Annotated in this window: 31 protein-coding genes and 1 tRNA gene; 28 read left to right on the top strand and 4 right to left on the bottom strand. The window is 37.6% G+C overall.

The window, feature by feature from the left end:
* Positions 1 to 3: 3 nt before the first annotated feature.
* Entirely contained in the window at positions 4 to 207 is a 204-nt protein-coding gene (locus QPL79_RS01075; RefSeq protein WP_285272936.1) for an RNA-protein complex protein Nop10, read from the top strand.
* 30 nt (positions 208 to 237) lie between these two features.
* On the opposite strand, the gene QPL79_RS01070 is transcribed toward QPL79_RS01075, so the two are convergent.
* The 3 genes from QPL79_RS01070 to QPL79_RS01060 form a co-directional block, all read right to left on the bottom strand.
* The gene (locus QPL79_RS01070; protein ID WP_285272935.1) at positions 238 to 855 is read right to left on the bottom strand and encodes an RAD55 family ATPase; all 618 of its coding nucleotides are present in this window, start codon (positions 853 to 855) and stop codon (positions 238 to 240) included.
* Between the two features lie 29 nt (positions 856 to 884).
* Entirely contained in the window at positions 885 to 1,565 is a 681-nt protein-coding gene (locus QPL79_RS01065; protein ID WP_285272934.1) for a phosphoribosyltransferase, read from the bottom strand.
* A 197-nt stretch (positions 1,566 to 1,762) separates the two neighbouring features.
* Complete coding sequence (locus QPL79_RS01060; protein ID WP_285272933.1) at positions 1,763 to 3,211, bottom strand: RtcB family protein; 1,449 nt, start codon at positions 3,209 to 3,211, stop codon at positions 1,763 to 1,765.
* Positions 3,212 to 3,421: 210 nt separating this feature from the next.
* Between QPL79_RS01060 and QPL79_RS01055 the strand changes: the two genes are divergently transcribed.
* From QPL79_RS01055 to QPL79_RS00925, 27 genes are all read left to right on the top strand, one after another.
* The gene (locus QPL79_RS01055; RefSeq protein ID WP_285272932.1) at positions 3,422 to 3,904 is read left to right on the top strand and encodes a 50S ribosomal protein L22; all 483 of its coding nucleotides are present in this window, start codon (positions 3,422 to 3,424) and stop codon (positions 3,902 to 3,904) included.
* A 5-nt stretch (positions 3,905 to 3,909) separates the two neighbouring features.
* Positions 3,910 to 4,533, top strand: a complete 624-nt coding sequence (locus QPL79_RS01050; RefSeq protein ID WP_285272931.1) for a 30S ribosomal protein S3 — start codon at positions 3,910 to 3,912, stop codon at positions 4,531 to 4,533.
* A gap of 10 nt (positions 4,534 to 4,543) precedes the next feature.
* Complete coding sequence (rpmC, locus tag QPL79_RS01045; protein ID WP_285272930.1) at positions 4,544 to 4,765, top strand: 50S ribosomal protein L29; 222 nt, start codon at positions 4,544 to 4,546, stop codon at positions 4,763 to 4,765.
* Positions 4,758 to 5,048, top strand: coding sequence for a ribonuclease P protein component 1 (locus QPL79_RS01040; protein ID WP_285272929.1), 291 nt, complete (start codon positions 4,758 to 4,760; stop codon positions 5,046 to 5,048). Before rpmC ends, QPL79_RS01040 begins: the two co-directional genes overlap by 8 nt.
* Positions 5,049 to 5,081: 33 nt before the next feature.
* Positions 5,082 to 5,453 carry a 30S ribosomal protein S17 gene (locus QPL79_RS01035; protein ID WP_285272928.1) on the top strand — a complete coding sequence of 124 codons (372 nt, stop codon included), beginning with the start codon at positions 5,082 to 5,084 and terminating at the stop codon, positions 5,451 to 5,453.
* Between the two features lie 3 nt (positions 5,454 to 5,456).
* Entirely contained in the window at positions 5,457 to 5,882 is a 426-nt protein-coding gene (locus tag QPL79_RS01030; RefSeq protein WP_285272927.1) for a 50S ribosomal protein L14, read from the top strand.
* Positions 5,883 to 5,898: 16 nt separating this feature from the next.
* Complete coding sequence (rplX, locus tag QPL79_RS01025) at positions 5,899 to 6,339, top strand: 50S ribosomal protein L24 (protein ID WP_285272926.1); 441 nt, start codon at positions 5,899 to 5,901, stop codon at positions 6,337 to 6,339.
* Positions 6,340 to 6,351: 12 nt separating this feature from the next.
* The gene (locus QPL79_RS01020) at positions 6,352 to 7,107 is read left to right on the top strand and encodes a 30S ribosomal protein S4e (protein WP_285272925.1); all 756 of its coding nucleotides are present in this window, start codon (positions 6,352 to 6,354) and stop codon (positions 7,105 to 7,107) included.
* A gap of 16 nt (positions 7,108 to 7,123) precedes the next feature.
* Entirely contained in the window at positions 7,124 to 7,750 is a 627-nt protein-coding gene (locus tag QPL79_RS01015; RefSeq protein WP_285272924.1) for a 50S ribosomal protein L5, read from the top strand.
* A gap of 12 nt (positions 7,751 to 7,762) precedes the next feature.
* Positions 7,763 to 7,927 (top strand): 30S ribosomal protein S14, encoded by a 165-nt coding sequence (locus QPL79_RS01010; RefSeq protein WP_285272923.1) that lies wholly within the window; start codon positions 7,763 to 7,765, stop codon positions 7,925 to 7,927.
* Positions 7,928 to 7,938: 11 nt separating this feature from the next.
* Positions 7,939 to 8,340 (top strand): 30S ribosomal protein S8, encoded by a 402-nt coding sequence (locus tag QPL79_RS01005; RefSeq protein WP_285272922.1) that lies wholly within the window; start codon positions 7,939 to 7,941, stop codon positions 8,338 to 8,340.
* A 13-nt stretch (positions 8,341 to 8,353) separates the two neighbouring features.
* The gene (locus QPL79_RS01000; protein WP_285272921.1) at positions 8,354 to 8,902 is read left to right on the top strand and encodes a 50S ribosomal protein L6; all 549 of its coding nucleotides are present in this window, start codon (positions 8,354 to 8,356) and stop codon (positions 8,900 to 8,902) included.
* On the top strand, positions 8,899 to 9,330 hold the full coding sequence (locus QPL79_RS00995) for a 50S ribosomal protein L32e (protein WP_285272920.1): 432 nt from the start codon (positions 8,899 to 8,901) through the stop codon (positions 9,328 to 9,330). Before QPL79_RS01000 ends, QPL79_RS00995 begins: the two co-directional genes overlap by 4 nt.
* A gap of 8 nt (positions 9,331 to 9,338) precedes the next feature.
* Positions 9,339 to 9,797, top strand: a complete 459-nt coding sequence (locus QPL79_RS00990) for a 50S ribosomal protein L19e (protein ID WP_285272919.1) — start codon at positions 9,339 to 9,341, stop codon at positions 9,795 to 9,797.
* A gap of 7 nt (positions 9,798 to 9,804) precedes the next feature.
* A complete protein-coding gene (locus QPL79_RS00985; protein ID WP_285272918.1) occupies positions 9,805 to 10,458 on the top strand; it encodes a 50S ribosomal protein L18 in 654 nt (217 codons plus the stop codon).
* A 7-nt stretch (positions 10,459 to 10,465) separates the two neighbouring features.
* The gene (locus tag QPL79_RS00980; protein ID WP_285272917.1) at positions 10,466 to 11,101 is read left to right on the top strand and encodes a 30S ribosomal protein S5; all 636 of its coding nucleotides are present in this window, start codon (positions 10,466 to 10,468) and stop codon (positions 11,099 to 11,101) included.
* Positions 11,092 to 11,583 carry a 50S ribosomal protein L30 gene (locus tag QPL79_RS00975; RefSeq protein WP_285272916.1) on the top strand — a complete coding sequence of 164 codons (492 nt, stop codon included), beginning with the start codon at positions 11,092 to 11,094 and terminating at the stop codon, positions 11,581 to 11,583. Before QPL79_RS00980 ends, QPL79_RS00975 begins: the two co-directional genes overlap by 10 nt.
* Before the next feature lies 1 nt (position 11,584).
* Positions 11,585 to 12,022 carry an uL15 family ribosomal protein gene (locus QPL79_RS00970; RefSeq protein ID WP_285272915.1) on the top strand — a complete coding sequence of 146 codons (438 nt, stop codon included), beginning with the start codon at positions 11,585 to 11,587 and terminating at the stop codon, positions 12,020 to 12,022.
* Positions 12,023 to 12,271: 249 nt separating this feature from the next.
* Positions 12,272 to 13,645, top strand: a complete 1,374-nt coding sequence (gene secY, locus QPL79_RS00965; RefSeq protein ID WP_285272914.1) for a preprotein translocase subunit SecY — start codon at positions 12,272 to 12,274, stop codon at positions 13,643 to 13,645.
* Between the two features lie 21 nt (positions 13,646 to 13,666).
* Positions 13,667 to 14,107 (top strand): hypothetical protein, encoded by a 441-nt coding sequence (locus QPL79_RS00960; RefSeq protein ID WP_285272913.1) that lies wholly within the window; start codon positions 13,667 to 13,669, stop codon positions 14,105 to 14,107.
* Positions 14,108 to 14,269: 162 nt separating this feature from the next.
* Positions 14,270 to 14,542, top strand: coding sequence for a 50S ribosomal protein L34e (locus QPL79_RS00955; protein WP_285272912.1), 273 nt, complete (start codon positions 14,270 to 14,272; stop codon positions 14,540 to 14,542).
* A 7-nt stretch (positions 14,543 to 14,549) separates the two neighbouring features.
* A complete protein-coding gene (cmk, locus tag QPL79_RS00950; protein WP_285272911.1) occupies positions 14,550 to 15,086 on the top strand; it encodes a (d)CMP kinase in 537 nt (178 codons plus the stop codon).
* A 56-nt stretch (positions 15,087 to 15,142) separates the two neighbouring features.
* Complete coding sequence (locus QPL79_RS00945; protein WP_285272910.1) at positions 15,143 to 15,445, top strand: 50S ribosomal protein L14e; 303 nt, start codon at positions 15,143 to 15,145, stop codon at positions 15,443 to 15,445.
* Positions 15,446 to 15,513: 68 nt separating this feature from the next.
* Positions 15,514 to 15,789 carry a tRNA pseudouridine synthase A gene (locus tag QPL79_RS00940; RefSeq protein WP_285272909.1) on the top strand — a complete coding sequence of 92 codons (276 nt, stop codon included), beginning with the start codon at positions 15,514 to 15,516 and terminating at the stop codon, positions 15,787 to 15,789.
* A 38-nt stretch (positions 15,790 to 15,827) separates the two neighbouring features.
* A complete protein-coding gene (locus QPL79_RS00935) occupies positions 15,828 to 16,595 on the top strand; it encodes an RNA-guided pseudouridylation complex pseudouridine synthase subunit Cbf5 (protein WP_285272908.1) in 768 nt (255 codons plus the stop codon).
* The gene (locus tag QPL79_RS00930; protein WP_285272907.1) at positions 16,592 to 17,200 is read left to right on the top strand and encodes a class I SAM-dependent methyltransferase; all 609 of its coding nucleotides are present in this window, start codon (positions 16,592 to 16,594) and stop codon (positions 17,198 to 17,200) included. The genes QPL79_RS00935 and QPL79_RS00930 overlap by 4 nt, the downstream gene beginning before the upstream one ends.
* Positions 17,201 to 17,287: 87 nt before the next feature.
* A tRNA-Ser gene (locus tag QPL79_RS00925) sits at positions 17,288 to 17,375 on the top strand.
* Positions 17,376 to 17,404: 29 nt separating this feature from the next.
* Here QPL79_RS00925 and QPL79_RS00920 read toward each other — a convergent pair.
* Positions 17,405 to 19,006, bottom strand: a complete 1,602-nt coding sequence (locus QPL79_RS00920) for an ABC transporter permease (RefSeq protein ID WP_285272906.1) — start codon at positions 19,004 to 19,006, stop codon at positions 17,405 to 17,407.
* Positions 19,007 to 19,009 lie beyond the last annotated feature (3 nt).

The following is a 19,009-nucleotide window of genomic DNA, read 5'->3' as shown; positions in this document are numbered from 1 at the left end:
GTAATGAAGTGGAGAATTAAAAAATGCCCAAAATGTAATTTATACACATTAAAAGATTTGTGCCCAAAATGTGGTAGTAAAACAATTGTACCCCATCCACCAAGATTTTCACCAGAGGATAAATATGTTGAGTATAGGCTAAGAAGCAAATATCCTGAGTTAATGAGTAAAATCTTAAAGAAAAACAGTGAATCTTCTACTCCCTAAAACCTGATATATCTTTAGAATATGTAGCTGCTACATGCTAAAGTCCCTATGTATCCACTCTATCCCTTTACTTGTTATCACAAACCTGTACTCATGTTGAGATAATGGTTTAACAAGTTTTATGCTTCTCATCTTATTTGGCAGTATCTTCAATTCAATTATTTTATCAGCCCATAAACTAAGATACTCAAATCCTGCAACAATATTCTCTTCAAGCTTCACTTGAGCACTGGCAACAATTGTTATTCCCTTACTATGTAATGCATCTAATATTACCAAGATATTAACAAATATATTAATTCCTTTGTTACTTTCAGATTCAACTCTATACAAATGGTTGATGCTATCAATAGCTACCATAACAACATCATATTTTAAGCTTTCAAGAATTAGTGAAAGAAGGTGTTCCTGGCTTAAAGCAAAGGCAAAGTATATATTACTTGAGTCTATGCCAAGATCCATAACTCTGTTTAGGAATACAGGATCCTCAGTTGATATAAAAACAATCTTACTGTTGTTGAGCTTAGAACATTTAAGAATATTTAATAAAAAATTTGTTTTTCCACTACCTGCAATACCATATATAATGATTTTAGAAGGCTTTGAGAATAGTATCTCATCAAGTTTAGCATTACATGTAGAGAGCATATATTATTATCCTTGTTTACATGATGCACTTATCCAGGTAGATATACCAGTTCATTGTTAATTGCTTTAATAACTCTTTTCTTAATAAGCATTTTTATAGCTTCATCAATGTATCTTTTGTCAACTTCTATTCCATACCACTCCTTGAATTCTTTAGTCAATTCCTCAACACGCCAAGTACTTTTTCCACTTTCCTTATACGTTGATTCTAGTATTCTCTTAATAAACTGAGTAACATCTTCTAGCCTAGTCCATGGGTATTGAAACCAATACCACTCCCTAACCTCCATGAAATAGTAATCAGGTTTTATTTTAGCTACTGATGATATCCACTGCAATGCAGCTGTGCGCAACTCCTTTGGCTTCCAATTTCTTAGAATATACTCCTTGGCAAGAATAACCGAGTCTCCTGTATCGACAATATCATCAACAAGCAATGCCTTCATATCCGAGAGATCTATAACATACTCGAACTTTATTATTGCTCTTTCACCTTTTTTCGCAGCCTCTGTCCAGTGCTGTGATTGAATTGATAGTAGATTTTCAACACCTAAGAAATCACACAAAAGCCTTGCTGGCACATAGCCACCACGTGAAATAGCTATTACCACATCTGGTATGTAATTGCTTTCCTCAATCTTTTTCGCAAGTCCCCAACTCCATTCGACAATATCACTCCAATCTACAAGTTTCACAGGTATTTTAGGCATTATACATTACCAGAAAATTAGAATGTGGTGCGGTATATAAATTTAGTTTAAATAGTTCATGTAAATAAAAATATTTTGGTGTATCTAGCACACTCTATATTCAGGCCCCCGTCGACGGCCGACCCGTGCAATCAATGAGCCGTTGGCAAGTGTGTGCACGGGGTCTCTGCGGGGGCTATAACTATTTCAACGATTGTTTAACCCTTTACAACAGCTATTGGAATCATTCTAACAACAGGTTTTACTATATGGGCACGTGTAGCAACATCAACTACTCTATCAACGTCTTTGTAGGCTTCAGGTGTTTCCTCAGATAATTCCCTCATGGTAGCTGCTCTTACAAGAATTCCCTTTCTCTCCAATGCTTCAATAACTTCTCTTGGTGACTTAGCTCTTATTGCTGCTGCTCTACTCATCCATCTCCCAGCTCCGTGGGGGGCTGACCACCAAGAGTCTTTAGCACCCGTATTCGGTATTGTTATGTAGCTTGCAGTACCCATGCTTCCTGGAATTAATACTATTTGTCCAAATTCTCTATGGTCAGCTGGTATCTCTGGGTGTTGAGGTGGGAAAGCTCTTGTAGCCCCTTTTCTATGTACTACAAGCTTCATTCTTCTTCCCTCAAATTCGTGTTCCTCTATTTTAGCAATGTTATGTGCTACATCATAGATCATCCTTATTCCAAGTTTTTCGTAATCTGCAAAGCCAAATGCTCTTGCAAATGACTCTCTAGCCCAGTGTGTTATTAGCTGTCTATTTGCCCAAGCATAGTTTGCTGCAGCAGCCATTGCTGCAAAGTAGTCTCTTCCTTCATTACTGTTATATGGAACAGCTGCTAATTCTCTATCTGGCACCTCTATTCCATATTTTCTCATCGCTCTCTCCATAACCATTAAATAGTCGCTAGCAACTTGATGTCCCAAGCCCCTAGAGCCTGTATGAACCATTATTGTTATTTGCCCCTCTTCGAAAATACCTATTTTCTTAGCCACATCTGGAAGATATATCTTATCAACTACTTGAATTTCGAGAAAGTGGTTTCCACTACCCAATGTACCTAGCTGTGGAGCTCCTCTCTCCTTAGCTCTTCTACTAACTTTTGATGCATCAGCCCACTCCAGCCTTCCCTTAGACTCTGTATGCTCTATATCATATTCCGTTGCATATCCTTGTCTCAATGCCCATTGAGCTCCCTCCTCAAGAACATTGTTAAGCTCACTTTCAGTTAGCCTAATCTTTCCAGTTGCTCCAACACCACTTGGAATATTCCTAAATACTAAGTCAACTATTTCCCTAAGCTTGGGCTTCACATCCTTAACAGTTAGATCTGTTCTTAAAACCCTCACACCACAGTTAATGTCATACCCAACACCACCTGGACTAACAACACCAGTTTCCAAATTAAAACCCGCGACACCGCCTATTGGAAAACCATAGCCTTGGTGACCATCAGGAAGAGTATAGCTTGCCCCCACAATACCTGGTAAACAAGCAACATTTGCTGCTTGCTCTAATGTTGCATCCTCCTTCATTTTGTTTAACAAAAAATCATCGGCATATATTATGGCAGGAACCTTCATACATCTCTTATACTCTTTCGGAATAACCCAAACAACATCGCTAACACGCTTTAAGCTAGCAACCATATTTTGTCACCAGCAACCTAGTCATATACATTTATGAGTTAATAAGCTTAAGACTCATGATTTTTGCAGTAAACAGTACTTGACTGGTTTTAATAGGTTTGTAGGTATTCAATAAAGCTTTTATTTCCTCTTAAATAACACATACTGTATTTGATATTGATTTTTAAGTAAGATGTGCTAATTTTGACTAGTCACATGGTGCGTAAATGAATGGGGCATTGGCGATATCCAAAACTTGAAGGAGTAAGTGAGGAGAGGACTGCTAGAGCTGTTATTAGAGATGTGCCAATGTCTTTTAAGGAAGCTTATGAAGTGTGTAAAGTTATTAGAGGTATGGAGTTGAGTAAAGCAAAGGAATTGCTTAAAAGAGTAATAGAGTTGAAGGAGCCTATACCATATACTAGGTACAAGCTTAGTATTGGCCATAAACGTGGATTAGCAAGTAGATGGAGTGATTTTAAAAGCCCAATAGGAAGATACCCTGTGAAAGTAGCTAAAAACATTTTGAAGTTGCTTGAAAATGTTGAGAATAATGCTATTAGCAAAGGTCTTAATGCGGAAAAGCTGAAAATAGTTCACATAGCTGCTCACAGAGGCTATTACCTCAAGAAGTGGATGCCTAGAGCCTTTGGCAGAGCAACACCGTGGTTTAGAACACATACTAGTGTTGAGGTAATTGTTGCTGAGGTGTAGTATCTATGGTAAATATAAAGAGGTATTTTATAGAGCAGGGAATAAAGAAAGTTGCTGTTGATGAGTATCTAGCTAGCAAGTTCTGGAGAGCTGGCTATGCAGGTGTTGACATTATTCGAACACCGCTTGGCACAAGGGTTATAATATATGCATTGAGACCGGGTCTTATAATAGGTCGCAAAGGACAAACACTAAAAACAATACAAACTGTTTTAGAAAAGTTATTTGGCATTGAAAATCCACAAATAACAGTTGTTGAAGCTGAAAACCCAGATCTCAATGCAAGAGTTGTTGCCTTCAATATTGCAATGGCTCTTGAAAGAGGTGTTCACTTTAGAAGAGCAGGTTTCATAGCTCTCAGAAGAGTTATGGCAGCTGGTGCACTAGGCTGTGAAATTGTTATTAGTGGTAAGCTCGTGGCTGAAAGAGCACGCTATGAGAAGTTAAAAGCTGGAAAGGTGTATAAATCAGGAGAGCAAAGCTTAAAGCTTATTGATAGAGCTGTTGCACATGTTTTGTTAAAGCCTGGTATATTTGGTGTTGAGGTTTTGATAACAAAACCTGGTCTCACATCTGATCATGTTGAAATCGTTAGCCCTGCAACAGAGGTTAAGGAACAAAAGACATAGGTGATGCTGGTTGAGTGATAGACCTCTTAAAGCTGATGAGATAAGGTCTATGAGTTTTGAAGAAAGATTAAGGCTTTTGAATGAGTTGAGACTTGAACTTTTAAGACTTTTAACACAAGCCAGAACAGGAACATTAACAAATGTAGCAAGAATAAGAATAGTGAGAAAGAATATTGCAAGAATTTTGACAGTATTGAACGAAGAGTCAAAGGGTCAGAGCAAACATGCTTAGAACAGGTAGTAATTTGGTATATCATGAATTAATAGGTTTATACGTTGAGGTTGTGTCTCATTTAGATCCAACACTAAAAGGCTTGAGCGGAATTGTTGTAGATGAGACCATGAATACTTTGCGAATAGCTGATTATAATCGCAAGAAAATTGTAACAGTTATGAAGAAGGGTGGATTATTTATATTCACTATACCAGAAACAGGTGAAAAAGTCTTTGTTGATGGTAACAAGATTTTTGGAAGGCCTGAGGATAGACTTAAAAAGTTTGAGAGACAAAAATAAGAAGCTATAAGAGTAATGCGTAGTGAGTAAAACATGTCTATACAGCAAAATACGAGGACTAGAAACATAGGTATTGTGTATCCTGGTCTAAAACCACCGGAAAGAACATGTAATGATGATAAATGTCCTTGGCATGGAAACGTTAGTGTAAGAGGGTTGTTACTAACTGGAAAGGTTATCAAGGCAAAAATGCAGAATACAGTTGTTGTTGAAAGAGAATATGTTGTATGGGTTAGAAAATTTAAAAGGTATGAAAGAAGAAGAAGTAGAATTCATGTCCATAACCCACCCTGTATATCAGCTAAAGAAGGTGATATAGTGCTTATAGGCGAGACAAGACCTCTTGCAAAAAGTGTGTCTTTTGTTGTTTTAGGAGTAATTGGAAAGTCGAAGGTGGGTGAGTAGATAATGGCTGTGAAAAGAGCCAAGACAGGAGCAGCGTTTCCGAGAAGAAGAAGAGTTGCAGGTATAATTAATGGAACTAGACTTGTTGTTGCTGATAATAGTGGAGCAAGAGAGGTAATGGTGGTGGGTGTAGTAGGTGTAAAAACAAGATTGAGAAGAGTACCCTTTGCAACTGTTGGTGACATGGTTATAGTTACTGTTAAGAAGGGTAATCCTGAGTTAAGAGGCCAAATATCAAGAGCCATAATTGTAAGACAGAAAAAGCCTTTTAAAAGACCTGATGGCACGTGGATAGCATTTGAAGACAATGCATGTGTCTTGGTAAATCCAGATGGTACACCAAAGGGTAAGGAGATTAGAGGGCCCGTGGCTAGAGAAGCTGTTGAGAGATGGCCTCAAATAGCCAACATGGCTACAATAGTCATTTGATGGGTGTTAAGCTGCTATGGAGCTTAAAACAAAGCTGCCAAGAAAACAAAGAAAGAAGTTGTTTAACCTTCCACTTCATCTTAGATGGAGATTGCTAACAGCACCTCTATCTGATGATTTGGCTAGAGAACTTGGAATTAAGAGACTGTATGTGAGAAAAAATGATGTTGTTAGAATTGTTAGAGGCGATTGGAGGGGACACGAAGGCAAGGTTTTAGATGTTGATTTAAAGAGAACTAGAATACATGTGGAGGGGGTAACAATAAAAAAGGCTGATGGAACAGATGTTCCATATCCCATACATCCATCAAAAGTTGTTATTGTGAAGCTTGGAGAGGTTGATGATGTTAGAAGAAAAATAATTGAGAGAAGACAAAGAAGTAGAGAAGAACTAGTTAAGAAGGGTAAGGCAAAGCCTTTAAATGAAGAGCAGAAGAAAATTGCTGAAAAAGCCTAGAGGCGATGTCTCATGGCTAAAATGGGCAATTCTAGACATCTAAAAAGATTGGCTGCTCCATGGTTTTGGCCCATTCTTAGAAAGGAGTATAAATGGGTTGTAAAGCCTTTGCCAGGTCCTCACCCAATTGATAGAAGCTTGCCTTTGCTTGTTGTAGTTAGAGATGTTCTTGGCTTAGCTGAAACTGCTAGAGAGGCGAAGAGAATTATTTTTGATGGAAGGATTCTTGTTGATGGTGTTGTTAGAAGAGACTATAAGTTTCCTGTTGGTTTAATGGACACTATTTCTATACCCGATATAGACTTTTATGCTCGTTTTGTTCCATATCCCACAAAGTATTTATGGTATGTTAAAATCCCAAAGGAGGAGGCCTTTCTAAAAATAGTTAGAGTAGAGAACAAAACCACTGTAAATGGAGGACATATACAGCTTAATTTAATTGATGGAAGAAACATTTTGATTAAAGTCAAGGATCCTACAAAGCCTGTGGAAGCATCCAATATATCAACCCTTGATTCACTTCTAATAGAGGTGCCATCACAAAATATTTTGCAACATATAAAGTTGGAGCCAGGGAAACTTGCTGTTGTAGTTGATGGTAGAAATGTGGGGAGGGTTGGAAAAATAATAAGCATCGATATTAGGCCTGGCATGAAGAAAAGAAGATCAGTTGTTATGCTAGAAGATTTGCAGGGCCATAGATTCCAAACAATTTTGGATTATATTTTGGTTATTGGTGTTGATAAACCATTGATAACAATTGCATAAATGCAAAGGTGGTTAAATGTCTTTAGTAATTATAAGAAATGGCTCATTAACATTGTCATCCATACCTGAAAGCTTTACAAGTTCTATTTTAAGTCAAGATGTTGTTAATAACATACTAAAGAAGTGGAGAGAGAAGCCAATGCTAATTCCAAGAATAGCTAAAGTAACTATAAACATTAGCGTGGGTGGAGCATCTGAAAGACTTGAAAAAGCAGCTAGATTACTTGAACAGTTAACTGGGCAAAAACCATCTATTCGCAAAGCAAAGAAAACTATAAGGGAGTTTGGCATTAGTAGAAGACAGCCCATAGCTGCTGTTGTTACTTTGCGTGGTCAAAGAGCATTGGAGTTTCTTAGAAAAGCTCTTTACGCTGTTAACAATACACTTAAGCTGTCTTCATTTGATAAATATGGCAATGTCTCATTTGGAATAAAAGAGCATTTGCTTTTGCCTGGCGTAAGATACGATCCTGATATAGGAATATTTGGAATGGATGTTGCACTAACACTTGAAAGACCAGGTTTCAGAATTATGAAGAGACGTAGAAGAAAAGTGTTATCAATACCCAATAGACATAGGGTAAGTAGGGAGGAGAGCATACTTCTTCTAGAAATTTTGTTTGGAACAAAAGTCTCAGGTTAAGGTGAATAGTGAATGGGCAAGTTCAGGCCTCCTGCAGAAAGAAAATATGGTCGTGGAGTTCAAGTGTGTAGAAGATGTGGTAATAGAGATGCTGTTATACAAAAGTATGGCATATATCTCTGCAGACAATGCTTTAGAGAAGTAGCTATGATCATGGGATTCAGAAAGTTTAACTAGGGTGACAACACATGACAACAATGGATACTCTCTCAAATGCTCTCGCAACATTAACTAATGCTGAGGCAAGAAGAAGGTCAGAGGCATTGATATGGCCAGCTTCTAAACTCATCATAAGAGTGCTGAGAGTTATGCAGAAATATGGTTACATAGGAGAGTTTGAGTATATTGATGATGGGAGATGGGGAAAGATATTAGTTCAGCTAATGGGTAGAATAAATAGGGCAGGGGCTATAAAGCCAAGAACTGCTGTATCGTATAGAGATCTTCTTCAAATGCCTCATTACATAAGAAGATATTTACCATCTAAAGACATTGGATTATTAATATTAACAACAAATCAGGGTGTTCTCTCTCATAGAGAAGCTATTGAGAAGAGAATAGGAGGTATTCTAATAGCCTATGTATACTAAAAGGTGTTGAAAATTGGCTAAGGCTGTTCACATAATTGAACAAATAAATATTCCAAATGGCGTTGAGGTAGAGATTAGTAATAAAGTAGTTAAGGTTAAGGGGCCCAAAGGAGAACTTGTAAGAGATTTTGGCTATGCCAAGAATATTGATATTAGAATGGAGAATGGGAAGATAGTTTTAGAAACGTTTTTTGCCAATAGCAAACAAAAAGCGTTGTTGTATACAATAGCATCCCATATAGAGAATATGATAACTGGTGTTACAAAGGGTTGGAAATATAAATTAAAGGTTATTTCCTCACACTTTCCTGTTAACGTGAAAATTTCTGGTAATTATGTTGTTGTGGAGAATTTTCTTGGTGAAAGAGCTCCTAGAAAAGCAAAGATATTGGAGGGTGTTAGAGTCAAGGTTGAGGGAAAGGATATAATTGTTGAGGGAATTGATTTGGAGAAGGTTTCACAAACTGCTGCAAATATAGAGATTGCTACTAAGGTTAGGGATAAGGATAGGAGAATATTTGTAGATGGGGTATACATTTATGAAAGAGGTGTTATTGAATGAGTACAGAGTACAATGAGTTATTGTCAAAAAGATTAAGTGTTTTAAAGAATCTTAGAAAAAGAAGAAAAATTCTAGAATTAAAACTGAGGTTGCAAAAACCAGAGTTTCTGAGATGGTGTTGGTGGAAATTTGCTAAGTTTCAAAATAATTTGAAGTGGAAAAAGCCTAGGGGAAAGGACAATCCTGTTAGACTAGCTCTTAAAGGTTATCCACCAAAGGCATCTACAGGTTATGGAACTCCTAATGAGATAAGAAACCTGCATCCAAGTGGGTTAAAGCCTGTTGTGATTGCAAGTGCTAAGGATATGGAGAGTCTGGATCCAATGCAGCATATAATCTATATAGCCTCTGCTGTAGGTCTTAAAAAGAGGCTAGAGCTAATCAAGTTGGCTAAGTCAAAAGGATTTAAAGTAGCTAACGAGAGGTGAAATAAAGTATGGATTTGAGTTATCAAAGAAGATTGGCAGCAGAAATACTTGGTGTTGGCGAGTCTAAAATAAAGTTTGATGAATCCGCCATTGATAGAATAGAAGGTGCTGTTACAAAGGATGAGATAAGAAGACTGATAAAGGATGGTGTGATATATGTTGAGCCTGTTAAGAGCAATTCCAGGGGGAGGTGGAGAGAATTTCATGAAGAGCGCAAAAGTGGAAGACACAGAGGACAAGGTAAGAGAAAAGGTTCTGTAGGTGCTAGGGCAAAACCAAGGGAGATGTGGATAAGTAGAATTAGGAAAATTAGAAGGTTCTTAAAATGGCTTAGAGATAATGGGGTTATAGATAAGAGGACATACAGAATGTTGTATAGAAAGGCTAAGGGAGGTGCATTTGATAGTTTATCATCGCTTAAAAGGTATATGAGAGACCAAAATATTTTGCCTCAAAGTTATAGGTGAGTAGGAGTTGGCTCATGGACCTAGCTATAAGGTTGCTAAGAGAAGGAGAAGAGAGGGAAAGACAAATTATCATAAGAGATACAAACTTGTTAGAAATAAGCATGTGATATTGGTAATAAGAAAGACTAATAAATATGTTCTTGCACAATTTGTTTATCCAACACCTGTTGGAGACTATACACTAGTTTCTGCGCATAGCAAAGAGCTTGTGAAGCTGTTTGGATGGAAAGCTGGAACAAAGAATACTCCAGCTGCATATTTGGTAGGGCTTTTAGCTGGATTAAGAGCAAGCAAACTTGGGATTAAGGAGGCTGTGCCTGACATAGGTCTTCACAGACCTGTTAAAGGATCAAAGATTTTTGCAGTAATAAAAGGTGTGATTGATAGTGGTGTAAAGGTTCCGGTAGATCAAGAGATGTTGCCAAGTGATGACAGGTTGAGGGGGGTTACAATAGCTGAGTATGCTAAAATGCTTAGTGAGAAAGACCCAGAGAAATTCAATAGACAGTTCTCTGCTTTGCTAAAGGCTGGGTTTGATCCAAGAAATATTGTTGAGCATTTTGAGCAAGTGAAAAACTATATATTGAATGTTTATTCTGCTATACCAGAGGATAAAAATGCTGAAACTATTATCAATCTTTTAACATCTGGAAATAGGTGAGAATGCTATGAGTATAAGCATTGAGGAGTGGACTCCGAGAACAAGACTTGGGTGGCTAGTTAAAGAAGGTAAGATAACTTCAATAGATCAGATATTTGCTATGAATGCTGTTATAATGGAGCCCGAAATTGTGGATATTCTTCTTCCAAATCTAAAGCAAGAGATTTTGGATGTTGTGCTAGTTCAGAAAATGACTGATGCTGGTAGAATCTCAAGATTTAGAGCTGTGGTTGCTGTTGGTAATGAGAATGGATATGTTGGTTTAGGAATTGGAAAGGCAAAGCAGTTGAGAACAGCAATAGAAAAGGCGACTATAGATGCTAAACTGAATATAGTTCCTGTTAGGCGTGGTTGTGGAAGCTGGGAGTGTAGTTGTAACGAGCCACACTCAGTTCCATTTAGGGTTCGTGGAAAAGCAGGAAGTGTTGAAGTTACATTGATTCCAGCACCTCTTGGCGTAGGTATTGTAGCTGGAGAAATTGGTAAGGTGATTCTGCGCTTAGCTGGCTTAAGAGATGTGTGGACCTTTAGCAAAGGCGAGACTAGAACCACAATAAACTTTGCTAAAGCTGTTTACAATGCTCTTAAAAACACAAACAAATTTGTGACACCAGTTGACTGGGGTAAGAAGGCATGGGAGTAGCAAGCAACAAGATATATGCAATAATAAGACTAAGAGGAGTTGTTGATACACCAGAGGAGATAGAGTATACATTGAGACTTCTAAGACTCACAAGAAAGTTTACCTGTGTAATTTATCCAGCAACATCTGATATTGAAGGAATGTTGGAGAAGGTTAAGGACTGGGTCACATGGGGAGAAATAGATTTTCATGTTCTTGTTCAATTACTTAGGTCTAGAGGAAGGATTGTAGGTAACAAGCCGTTAACAGATGAATATGTGAAGAAGGTTCTTGGGCTAGATGGTGTAGAGGAATTAGCAAAAGCAATATTTGAAAACAAGGTGTTTTTCCACAAACTCAACAAGTATGGCATTAAGCCACTATTCAGATTGCATCCACCATCAAAAGGATTCAAGGGAAGTATTAAGAAACCTTATAAGGATGGTGGTGAACTGGGTTATAGAGGCAAGGAAATAAATGATTTATTGTTGAGGATGATGTGAAATGGTTGTTAGAAGAGAAAAGAAAAGTAGGAAAATGCATGGATATAGAAACAGGGGATGGGGTAGCATAGGTCAGCACAGAAAATCTGGTTCGAGAGGAGGCAGAGGAGCTGCTGGAATGCATAAACATAAATGGTCTTGGGTTATGAAGTATTTTAAAGACTGGTTTGGCAAAAAAGGTTTTGTTCCAAGAGGTGAAAGTGTTAAGGTAAGAGCAATAAATATTAGTGATTTAAATGAGATTGTAAAGAAAATGATTCAAAGTAACACAGCTGTTACCGAAAATGGAAAAATTGTTGTGGATTTATCTAAAATGGGTATAAATAAGTTGTTGGGAAGTGGATCAATAGAGTTTCCAGTCAAGGTTCTTGTTTCATCATATTCTAAAAAAGCTAAGGAGAAAGTAGAGAAGATCGGGGGAGTTATACAGAAAATATAGCAATAGTTTACCTATATCCAAGTATCAAAGCTCATTATTTTTCAGTATTTGCTCAGATACAAATCTGCTATTAAGTATTCTAAATAAATATTCTCTATGGAGATGTAAAGCAAAACTTGAAACATTCATTATAATTGCCGAAAATAAGGCTTTGGTTGTAATCCAAATAGCTTATTTACCTCTTCAATAAAAATTTTCTGAGGATCTAAATGGTTAAAAGTTTAATGAGTGTTTGAGTGGGTGTAGGTATTGGGAGTAATTGAAGTATTGGCAAAGCTGGGGCTTGTAATACCCTCAGCACCTAGACCTGTTAGGAAAGTGTCGTTGGGAAAGAGACTTTTATTTACTATGCTAGTTGCAATAGCTTATGTCATGCTTGCTTCAACAAAGCTTTATGGTATTCAGGTAGCTGGTAGAGGTGCTATATCACCAATTATAAGCATCATTCTAGCTATGCAATCAGGAACTTTTGCACAGCTTGGTATAGGCCCTATAGTTACTGCTGGTTTGATACTTCAGATACTTGTTGGTGCAAAAATAATTAATATTGATTTGAATGATCCTGAGGCTAGAAAGAACTTTACACTAGCTTCTAAAGGTCTTGGAATTATACTTGCTATTGTTGAGGCAACGGGTTTTGTTGTTAGTGGTGTTTACTGGTATGTTCCCCAGGCTGTTCCAATATGGGTTAAGGTAGCTGTTGTTGCTCAGCTTATTTGGGGCGGCATAATAATTATTATGCTTGATGAAGCTGTGCAGAAGGGTTGGGGACTTGGTAGCGGTGTTAGCTTATTTATTTTAATAGGTGTTGCATGGAGATTTTTCGGAGATCTTTTAACACCTCACCCCATTCAGTCTGGTGGAGAGGTATATGGCTTAATACCATATATTGTAAATTCTGTTAGAAGCAACACGCTAAACTTCTGGTATATATTTGTAGAGAGGTTGGCAATGGGCTATCCAACCATTGTCGGATTTTTAACATCGCTATTCCTAATAGCCATCTTGTCTTACTTAAATGCTGCAAGAATTAATGTGCCAATTGTTATAAGCAGATATGGTGGTATAAAGACTAAGGTGCCTTTGCAACTACTCTATGTAACAAACATACCTGTTTTGCTTACAGGTATACTAATATCCGATATTATACTGTTTCTAAGTCTGCTTCAAAACTATATTGGTGTCGATACTGTTAACAATATAAGACAGTACCTCTCGCCACCAACACTATACTCCTTTGTTTATAGACCTTGGCAAGCAATAACATATACTGTGATGTTCATGGTTTTATGCATTCTATTTGGCTTGCTGTGGGTTGAAATAGCTGGGCTAAATCCAGAGGCGCAGGCAGAGAACTTGGTAAAATCTGGTCTTGAGATTCCTGGTATGAGAAGAAATCCAAGGGTTTTAGCATCTTACTTGGCTAGATACATATACCCACTCACAGTGTTTAGTTCGCTAGCTGTTGCTATTATATCTCTTGTTGGCGATATTTTTGGAAGCTACGGCACTGGAACAGGGATTTTGCTTGCTGTTGGAATAGTTTACAACTACTACCAGTTGCTAGTCTATGAAAGAACACTTGAAATGTATCCAATGCTTAGCAGGCTATTGGGTGAGTAGTATCTGAATCCAGTAATAGTAATGGCACTTGCAATAAGCATTGCAATAAATAGTCTTGCACTATATGCTGTAATATCCATAGTTAGAAGGTATAGAATAGCTGAGCAAAGTGCTAGAATAGAAAGAACTGTTAGAAAAGCTCATATAAGCAGAAAAAAGTATATTGTTGCATCATCTCAAATAAGAAAGGTTAGAGGAAGTATTTTCAAGTTATCAATGTTTCAATTCATAATACCATTCACATCATATATAATAGCGCTTGTGCTATATCTACTTATATCAATAGCTGTTTTTGGCTACTACATAGATGTTGTTAGTATTAAAGGTGCGTGTTTAGCTCCAATCCCAATAGCATTTCCAACAATAACAGGATGTAGCATATCACTTATATGGATACATTTTCTGGTATTCATATTATATCTCCCACTATATGATTACTACACAAAGAAATACCTTAGTTAAAATTTGTATTAACACATGAATTATGAATATGACAAAGAGTATGCTTTTGTATGAGATTCTTTACTCTTTCAAGATATGGGCATGGATAGATATTTGAAGACATTGTTTAAAAGCTTATAAGTGGAGACATGAAAACATTTTGATTTAGCTAGGTGATTTGCTGTGCCAAGACCTGGACTTAGATCCAGATCATACAAGAGAATATATAGAAGAACACCAGGTGGCAAAACTGTTGTACACTATGAGAAAAGAGAGAATACCCCAATGAGATGTGCTAGATGTGGTAAGGTGTTGAATGGTGTTCCAATAAAAGAGAGTTTGAGAAGAAGCTTGCCAAGAACCTTGAAAAGACCTGAGAGAATGTTTGGTGGAGTTTTGTGTGCATCTTGTTTAAGAGAGGTTTTGAAGAATGTGGTGAGAGAATCTGCAATGTAAAATTGTTGTGGCTATTGGGGGGCCTCCTGGAAGTGGGAAAACAACAATTGCAAAGCTCATAGCCCAGAAATATGGCTTGAGACATGTTTCTATAGGACAAATTTTTAGAAGAATTGCTAAGGAGCGTGGGCTTTCTCTTGAGCAATTAAGTGAGGTTGCTGCTAAGGATCCATCCATTGATTTAATGCTTGACTCCATAGCTAAAGAAGAGGCTAAGAAAGGTAATGTTGTTATAGATGGTCATGCATCGCCATGGCTGTTAAAGGGTTTGGCTAATTTGAGAGTAGCTATAGTTGCTAGTTTTGATGTTAGAGTTAGGAGGCTTGCTGAAAGAGATGGAAGACCACTTGATGAGGTTTTTAGAGAAACCAGATTGAGGGAGGAGATAGAGAGAGGCAGATTTCTAAAGCTATACAACATAGACATTACTGATTACACAGATTTTGACTTGGTTATTAACAGCGAGAGATTTTCTCCGGATGAAATAGTTGAAATTATTGACAAGGCACTTGCAATTATATGCAAAAAACAGCTAGAGATATAGCTTAAAAACCTTTCCAATTAGATATAACCACCGCGAAAAGAGGTGAGTATTTGGTTATGCCAGCAATAGAAGTTGGTAGAATATGTGTTAAAATAGCTGGTAGAGAAGCTGGTAGGAAATGCGTAATAGTTGATATAATAGATGAGAACTATGTGCTTGTAACAGGACCTAAGCAAGTATCTGGTGTAAAGAGAAGAAGATGTAATATCAACCATATTGAGGTGCTTGACAAAAAGATAGAGATTCCTAAAGGAGCATCTGATGAGGAAGTTGCTAAGGCATTGGAGCAAGCAGGGCTCATAGATTTTATGAAGGAAAGAGTAAAGGTTAAGCTTACACCAATGCTTCTCAAAAAATAAATGCTCTAACTGGGTACAGAAAAGAGTATTTTACACTATTAAGCAATATTGTTTTTAGTGTGCTAGCCATGAAAATAGAAAGCAGTAAGGGATTTGCTTTTTTGAAAAAACTTGATGAAGTTGCAAACAAAAAGCGTAACTATATTGTGAAGTCAGAAGCTGAGACAGATCCTAGATACGGGTTTTACCCATTTGAAAGACCAGTAGATGTTTATATAAGCTATGGTTTAATACCACTAGACAAGCCACCTGGTCCAACAAGTCACGAGGTTGTTGCATGGATTAAGAAAATGTTTGGAGTGTCTAAGGCTGGCCATGGGGGAACCCTAGAGCCCAAACCCTAGAAGGGTTTGGGCGGGGATATCCAAAGGTAACAGGTGTTTTGCCAGTAGCATTGGAGAATGCAACTAGGGTTATAGGCCTGCTTATGCATTCATACAAAGAGTATGTTGCTTTAATGGAGCTTCACGATATTGTTGATCGTGATAAGCTTGTTGAGGTTATGAAAATATTTGTTGGTAAAATCTATCAAAGGCCTCCTCTGAGATCATCTGTTAAAAGGTCTTTGAGAATTAAAGAGATTTACTCTATTGATCTTCTAGAGTTTGAGAATAGGCATGTGCTGTTCAAGGTTAGATGCGAGTCTGGAACTTATATAAGAAAGCTGTGTCACGATATTGGGCTTTTGCTTGGTGTTGAGGCTCACATGAGAGAACTTAGAAGAACAATGGTTGCTCATATAAGAGAGGATCTACCCATTGTAACAATGCATGATGTTAGCGAAGCTCTTTACCTTCTTAATAGATACAAAGATGATACTCTAATACGCAAAGTTGTTTTACCTGGAGAGTACATAGTTGCTCACTTGCCAAGAATCTTGATAAGAGATTCTGCTGTTGATGCTATTGCCCATGGAGCTCAGCTAGCAGCTCCAGGTGTTGTTGCAGTATCGGATGATTTGAAGAAGGGTGAGAGAGTGGCTATATTCACTTTGAAAGGTGAGCTTGTGGCTATTGGTAAAAGTGCAATGGATTTGGAAGAGGTTTTGAAGAGTGAAAAAGGAGTTGTTGTAAATATTGAGCGTGTTGTTATGCAGCCAAATGTTTACCCATCTCTATGGAAAAAGTCTAAGAAGGAACAAGCAATATGAGTGATCAACACTATTACTCGGAAAGGGTTAGGAGAAAAGGTCAGTACATGCTCATATCCGATGTTGTTAGAGGAGTTACAGTAGAGTTTGAGGTTGTCCCAGGGCTGTTCTCATATGAGGGTGTTGATGAGGGTACAAAGCTTCTTCTAGAACATGCTGAAATACCTAGTAGCGGTACTGTATTGGATGTTGGATGCGGCTATGGAGTAATAGGAATAACGCTAGCTAAGCTTAATCCAAGTCTCAAAGTGTACATGGTTGATATAAACAAGGAGGCTGTGAGATTAGCGGAAAGAAATGTTGTTAGAAATAAGCTTAGCAAAGAAAACATTGTGATTCTTCATGGAAATCTCTACGAGCCAGTAAAAAACATTGTTTTTGATGCAATCTATAGCAATCCCCCATTTGCCGCAGGTTCACAAGTGGTAGAGAAAATAATTGTTGAAGCACCTCAACACCTCAAAAAAGATGGTGCGCTGCAAATTGTTGCAAGAAAAGGTGCTGAAAAAGTTGAGAATTTAATGAGGAAAACATTTGGCAATGTTGAGGTGAAGGCATCTAAAAAAGGATACAAAGTATTGTTATCAAGAAAACTAGACTTATAACCAGCTAAAATAAAAACATTTAAAAACAAAAATTTCTAAAAATTATAGTATTAGCAGAATTGGTAGACATATACTTGAAGCAAATGTGCCGGGGTGCCCGAGTGGTCTAAGGGGCCGGCCTGGAGAGCCGGTGGGGAACATCCCCGCGCGGGTTCAAATCCCGCCCCCGGCGCCAAACCAAATTCAACATTTTGCATAGATGCTTTAACTACTCAAATTAGCTTTTCTAAACACTAGCCATCCAAGCAAAGCTGGTATAACAATCCAGGCAATAGCTGATACCCCTACCAACACTGGATTTGCAATATCTTCTACCCCTGGTGGTGTGAATCCAACACCATACTTTGTCTCATAGTATTTCATAGTGAAGTATTTTGAGAATTCGTTGAAGCCTAGTGGAGAGAAGTATGCCATTTGATAACTTAACTTAGTTATGTTTTCTACGAAGTTTGGGCCTGGCTTTACTGCAAAAATTGCTACTATGGAGATTATTATCTGTATTATTACTGTGAAGAATATGTATACAAATATTGAAACTGCTAAATATCTTCCACCTTTGAGAGCTGCTGATAAGGCGTAGCATAGACTGTAGAAGGCCATGAGCGAAACAGCTATGCCTAGATACATCATGATATAGGTGTAACTTTCAAAAACAATTCCCATAATAGTTGCTATTGTAGCTATTGCCACGAGATAGAATAGTGCCGAGGCTACAACAACTACTAGAATCCCTGCAAATAATCTCGTTAAATAAAGTTCTAGTCTTGTAACTGGTCTAGCAAGTACGAATTCTAGTGCTCCTTGAGATCTTGGCTTAGCAATGTATACATATGCTAGATACAGCATTAAAATTGGGAAAAATCGTGTGAAAACATCTGCTTGACCTAGAAGTGAGAAAACCACATACATTGCTGTTGTTCCTATTCTCTGCATAACCGGTACAACGCCTTGCACATAGAGAGTTTTGCTAGGTTGTATAAGCACAAAAGCTATTTGCGTGACCTTGCTAAAGTTTTGTGGCACATCCAATATATTGACTCCATTGGTTACTGTACCCACTAATGTGTAGTTCTTTAGCTCATCCAAGCTAGGAGGCTTTGTAGTAATGTAAAACGCTTGCTGTGGTCTTGCTGTTTTTACTTCACCAACATACAGTTCAAAACTGTCTTTAGCCAATGGGGTGCATAGAGCTATAACAACTTTTATTGTTGAGTTAGAGAATTTTATAAACATCAACGAGGCTTTTCCAAAAATACCAGCTCCTGATGTTTCAACAGATCCCAGTACATGAAAACTGTAACTTCCACTAGTTGAGCAATAAATGCTTCTATTCACATTACTGCGTTCATAATGTATTTCACCACTTTTTAAACCAAGATATGTTGTTATATTGTATTGCAATGAGTAAAGATATTCGCTACTATTGTATTTGATAAGCGAGCCAAGGTTTTTACTGATATTGAGTTTACCACTAAACCTAACACTATCTCTAGTTGACCAAACAACTACGGGTTGAGCCCCTACTTTAAACCCAGATATGTTTGTAACTGTAAACCTGTACTCAAAAACCCCACCAAGTTCTTTCATGGTTGAGATATCAAAAACTATTCCCTCAAGATCCAAAACTCCTGTTTCGATATCTAGAGTTGACATAGCCACTAACTCAATGTAAGGTACTTTTGTGCCAACCATTGTCTGAATAGTCATATATGCTAGGCCTGCACCAGCTAATATAAACAATGTTATTGCTACTACCACAGAAAGTCTTAGTATACCACGTTTAAAGTCGTATAGAACAGGATTCAATCA

The sequence above is a fragment of the Ignisphaera cupida genome, from assembly GCF_030186535.1.
Taxonomy (GTDB): domain Archaea; phylum Thermoproteota; class Thermoprotei_A; order Sulfolobales; family Ignisphaeraceae; genus Ignisphaera; species Ignisphaera cupida.
This window is presented reverse-complemented; position numbering and strand designations above follow the sequence as displayed.

Coding starts and splice junctions, on each gene's coding strand:
- QPL79_RS00980 (WP_285272917.1), top strand. CDS start 10,466: ATGAGTATAAGCATTGAGGAGTGGACTCCGAGAACAAGACTTGGGTGG.
- QPL79_RS00975 (WP_285272916.1), top strand. CDS start 11,092: ATGGGAGTAGCAAGCAACAAGATATATGCAATAATAAGACTAAGAGGA.
- QPL79_RS01075 (WP_285272936.1), top strand. CDS start 4: ATGAAGTGGAGAATTAAAAAATGCCCAAAATGTAATTTATACACATTA.
- QPL79_RS01050 (WP_285272931.1), top strand. CDS start 3,910: ATGGTAAATATAAAGAGGTATTTTATAGAGCAGGGAATAAAGAAAGTT.
- QPL79_RS01030 (WP_285272927.1), top strand. CDS start 5,457: ATGGCTGTGAAAAGAGCCAAGACAGGAGCAGCGTTTCCGAGAAGAAGA.
- QPL79_RS00930 (WP_285272907.1), top strand. CDS start 16,592: ATGAGTGATCAACACTATTACTCGGAAAGGGTTAGGAGAAAAGGTCAG.
- QPL79_RS01060 (WP_285272933.1), bottom strand. CDS start 3,211: ATGGTTGCTAGCTTAAAGCGTGTTAGCGATGTTGTTTGGGTTATTCCG.
- QPL79_RS01020 (WP_285272925.1), top strand. CDS start 6,352: ATGGCTAAAATGGGCAATTCTAGACATCTAAAAAGATTGGCTGCTCCA.
- QPL79_RS01010 (WP_285272923.1), top strand. CDS start 7,763: ATGGGCAAGTTCAGGCCTCCTGCAGAAAGAAAATATGGTCGTGGAGTT.
- QPL79_RS01070 (WP_285272935.1), bottom strand. CDS start 855: ATGCTCTCTACATGTAATGCTAAACTTGATGAGATACTATTCTCAAAG.
- QPL79_RS01055 (WP_285272932.1), top strand. CDS start 3,422: ATGGGGCATTGGCGATATCCAAAACTTGAAGGAGTAAGTGAGGAGAGG.
- QPL79_RS01065 (WP_285272934.1), bottom strand. CDS start 1,565: ATGCCTAAAATACCTGTGAAACTTGTAGATTGGAGTGATATTGTCGAA.
- QPL79_RS01015 (WP_285272924.1), top strand. CDS start 7,124: ATGTCTTTAGTAATTATAAGAAATGGCTCATTAACATTGTCATCCATA.
- rplX (WP_285272926.1), top strand. CDS start 5,899: ATGGAGCTTAAAACAAAGCTGCCAAGAAAACAAAGAAAGAAGTTGTTT.
- QPL79_RS00970 (WP_285272915.1), top strand. CDS start 11,585: ATGGTTGTTAGAAGAGAAAAGAAAAGTAGGAAAATGCATGGATATAGA.
- QPL79_RS00960 (WP_285272913.1), top strand. CDS start 13,667: ATGGCACTTGCAATAAGCATTGCAATAAATAGTCTTGCACTATATGCT.
- QPL79_RS00940 (WP_285272909.1), top strand. CDS start 15,514: ATGAAAATAGAAAGCAGTAAGGGATTTGCTTTTTTGAAAAAACTTGAT.
- QPL79_RS01035 (WP_285272928.1), top strand. CDS start 5,082: ATGTCTATACAGCAAAATACGAGGACTAGAAACATAGGTATTGTGTAT.
- QPL79_RS01005 (WP_285272922.1), top strand. CDS start 7,939: ATGACAACAATGGATACTCTCTCAAATGCTCTCGCAACATTAACTAAT.
- QPL79_RS00990 (WP_285272919.1), top strand. CDS start 9,339: ATGGATTTGAGTTATCAAAGAAGATTGGCAGCAGAAATACTTGGTGTT.
- QPL79_RS01040 (WP_285272929.1), top strand. CDS start 4,758: ATGCTTAGAACAGGTAGTAATTTGGTATATCATGAATTAATAGGTTTA.
- QPL79_RS00995 (WP_285272920.1), top strand. CDS start 8,899: ATGAGTACAGAGTACAATGAGTTATTGTCAAAAAGATTAAGTGTTTTA.
- QPL79_RS00945 (WP_285272910.1), top strand. CDS start 15,143: ATGCCAGCAATAGAAGTTGGTAGAATATGTGTTAAAATAGCTGGTAGA.